Raw genomic sequence first — 2747 nt, 5'->3', positions numbered from 1 at the left:
GCTGGGGTGTGGGTCGGGTCGGGTGGTGTTGGCGGATCTGACGTCGCAGGTGCTGCGGGAGGCGTTCGCGGAGTTCGCCGAGGAGCGGGCGGCCTCCAGTGTGTTGCGGGCCTGGTCGACGTGGAACGGGTTCTTCTCGTTCTGGGTGGCCGAGCAGGTGGTGGCGGGCAATCCGATGTCGGCGGTGCCGCGGCCCCGGGTGCGGCCGTCCTCGCCCAAACCGTTGATGGGTGAGGACACTCCGGAGCAGCTGTTGGAGGCGTTGGCGCGGGGTGCGCGTCGGGCGCGGGACCCGTGGCCGGAGCGGGATCTGGCGGTGTTGGCGTTGGCGTTGTTGACGGGTATGCGGTCGGCGGAGATGTTGTCGCTGCGGGTGGAGTCGTTGGGTGGGCGGCCCGGTGAGCGGCGTATCCGGGTGGTCGGCAAGGGTGGTGGGGAGCGGGTGCTGCCCATCGAGGTGCCGTTGGAGGCGTTGCTGGAGGCGTATCTGGTGTCGCGTCGGGCGCGGTTCGACGCTCCGGTGCGGGGGTCCGATCCGTTGTTGGTGGACAACCGGGGTGCGGGGTTGCGCCGGGGCGGGCTGCAGTACCTGGTGCGGCAGTGCTACAAGCACGCGGGGGTGCACGATCGGGTGGCGCGGGGGACGTTGGTGCACGCGTTGCGGCACACGTTCGCGACGCGGTTGGCCGAGGACGGGGCGTCGGTCACCGAGATCATGCACTTGTTGGGGCATGCGTCGGTGACGTCGTCGCAGGCCTACATCGAGGTGACGTCGCGGGCGCAGCGGGAGGCGGCGGGGTCGAACCGTACGTACGGGGTGTTGCGGCGGTTGGCCGAAGAGGGGGCGTGAGCGGATGGTGTGGTGGCTACGCTGTTGGGCGTGAATCAGTCGAGTTTTGTTGTGTCCAGCGTGAACGTGAACGGGTTGCGTGCGGCGTCCAAGAAGGACCCGGGGTTCGTGTCGTGGTTGGCGGCCACCGACGCGGACGTGGTGTGCCTGCAGGAGACCCGGGCCGAGGCCGACCAGCTGCCGGGCACGGTGATCGATCCCCCGGGGTGGCACGTGGTGTTGTGTCCGGCGGCGGCCAAGGGGCGTGCGGGGGTGGCGCTCTACACGCGGGTCGAGCCGGACGCGGTGCGGGTGGGTTTTCCGGGTACGGAGTTCGCGGACGCGGGTCGGTACGTGGAGGCGGATCTGGGGTCGGTGACGGTGGCGAGCCTGTACCTGCCCTCGGGTGAGGTGGGCACCGAGCGCCAGGAGGAGAAGGAGCGTTTCATGGAGATGTTCCTGCCCTATCTGGTGGAGCGGCGTGCACAGGTGGAGGCCCAGGGCCGTGAGCTGGTGGTGTGCGGGGACTGGAACATCGCGCACACCGAGGCGGACCTGAAGAACTGGCGGGGCAACCGGAAGAACTCGGGGTTCCTGCCCGAGGAACGGGAGTGGCTGTCGCGGGTCTTCGACGAGGCCGGGTACGTGGACGTGGTGCGGTCGTTGTTCCCCGACCAGGAGGGTCCGTACTCGTGGTGGTCCTATCGGGGGCGGGCCTTCGACAACGACACGGGGTGGCGGATCGACTATCAGGTGGCCACGCCGGGGTTGGCGGCCCGGGCACTGAAGGGTGAGGTGGAGCGTTATGCCTCGCATGAGGAGCGTTGGTCCGATCACGCGCCGGTGACGGTGCGGTACGCGGTGGACGGGGAGAGGGGGGCCTGACGATGGGTGTGCCGATCGTTCTGGTGCACGGTTTGAGGTTGTCGTCGAGTATGTGGCGGCCGCAGGTGGAGTTGTTGCGTGCGCAGGGGCGCACCGTGGTGACGCCGGACCTGCCCGGTCACGGGTCGCGGCGGGGCGAGGAGTTCTCGCTCGGCCGGGCGGTGGACTCGGTGCTGGGGGCGATCGACGAGGTCGGCGGTCGTGCCCTGGTGGCGGGTTTGAGCCTGGGAGGTTTCGTCTCGATCGCGGCGGCGGGCGCGGCACCGGGCCGGGTCGCGGGGTTGGTGGCGGCCAGTTGCACGGCCAAGCCGGCGCAGTCCCTGGCGCAGGTGTATCGGATCCCGTCGGTGCTGATGGAGCGGCTTCCCGACAAGGGGGCGACGATCAACGAGCGTTTCCACCGGTTGACGTTGCGCGACGGTGCGGCGGACGCGGTGTTGGACGGCGGGTTGGCGGTGGAGGCGGCCACGGCGGTGATCGACGAGATCTCGCACATGGACGCGATCGCGGCGTTGTCGTCCTACACGGGGCCGGTGTGGTTGATCAACGGGGCCCGGGATCACTTCCGCATCCACGAGAAGCAGTTCTTCGACGCCTGTGACGACGGGCGGTTGGTGAACGTGCCGCGGGCCGGTCACATGGTGAGCCTGGACCAGCCGGTGAACTTCTCCCGGATCGTGGGTGACGCCGCCGACGTGGTGGCGGTGCGTGAGGGGCGCTCGGAGAGGGAGGCGCGGGCCGAGGAGTCGGCGCGGGTCAAGGCCGAGCAGGAGCGTGCCGCGTTGGAGACCGACGGGGTGTAGCGAGCGGCCGGACGTTGAAGGGGGCGTGGACCTGGTGGTCCACTCCCCCCTTTTTTTCGTTCAGGTGCGGGGAGCGCGGTCGTCGTCCGCGGCGCGCGGGCGGGGTGGCGCGAACGTGGCGGCGGGTCGGGGCCGGTGGGGCAGTCGGAAGAAGATCATGGGGTTGTGGGCCGAGTCGCGGATCGGGGTGTCCAGGCCGAGTTCGGTCTTGAGGTCGTTCAGTACCCGGT

The 2747-nt window shown here is 69.9% G+C and carries 3 protein-coding genes; all 3 read left to right on the top strand.

Features of this window, described 5'->3' with window-relative positions; all coding sequences use genetic code 11:
- Nucleotide 1: 1 nt before the first annotated feature.
- The 3 genes from DSY14_RS27470 to DSY14_RS27460 are packed head-to-tail and all read left to right on the top strand — an operon-like array spanning nucleotide 2 to nucleotide 2517.
- Nucleotides 2-850 (top strand): tyrosine-type recombinase/integrase, encoded by an 849-nt coding sequence (locus DSY14_RS27470; protein ID WP_249188561.1) that lies wholly within the window; start codon nucleotides 2-4, stop codon nucleotides 848-850.
- A gap of 51 nt (nucleotides 851-901) precedes the next feature.
- A complete protein-coding gene (locus DSY14_RS27465; protein WP_307851353.1) occupies nucleotides 902-1714 on the top strand; it encodes an exodeoxyribonuclease III in 813 nt (270 codons plus the stop codon).
- 2 nt (nucleotides 1715-1716) lie between these two features.
- Nucleotides 1717-2517 carry an alpha/beta fold hydrolase gene (locus tag DSY14_RS27460; protein WP_211719507.1) on the top strand — a complete coding sequence of 267 codons (801 nt, stop codon included), beginning with the start codon at nucleotides 1717-1719 and terminating at the stop codon, nucleotides 2515-2517.
- The last annotated feature ends 230 nt before the right edge of the window (nucleotides 2518-2747 follow it).

The sequence above is a fragment of the Nocardiopsis sp. MG754419 genome (genome assembly GCF_018207095.1).
Taxonomy (GTDB): Bacteria; Actinomycetota; Actinomycetes; order Streptosporangiales; family Streptosporangiaceae; genus Nocardiopsis.
The sequence above is the reverse complement of the archived record's forward strand: the minus strand, read 5'-3'. Positions and strand labels throughout refer to the sequence as shown.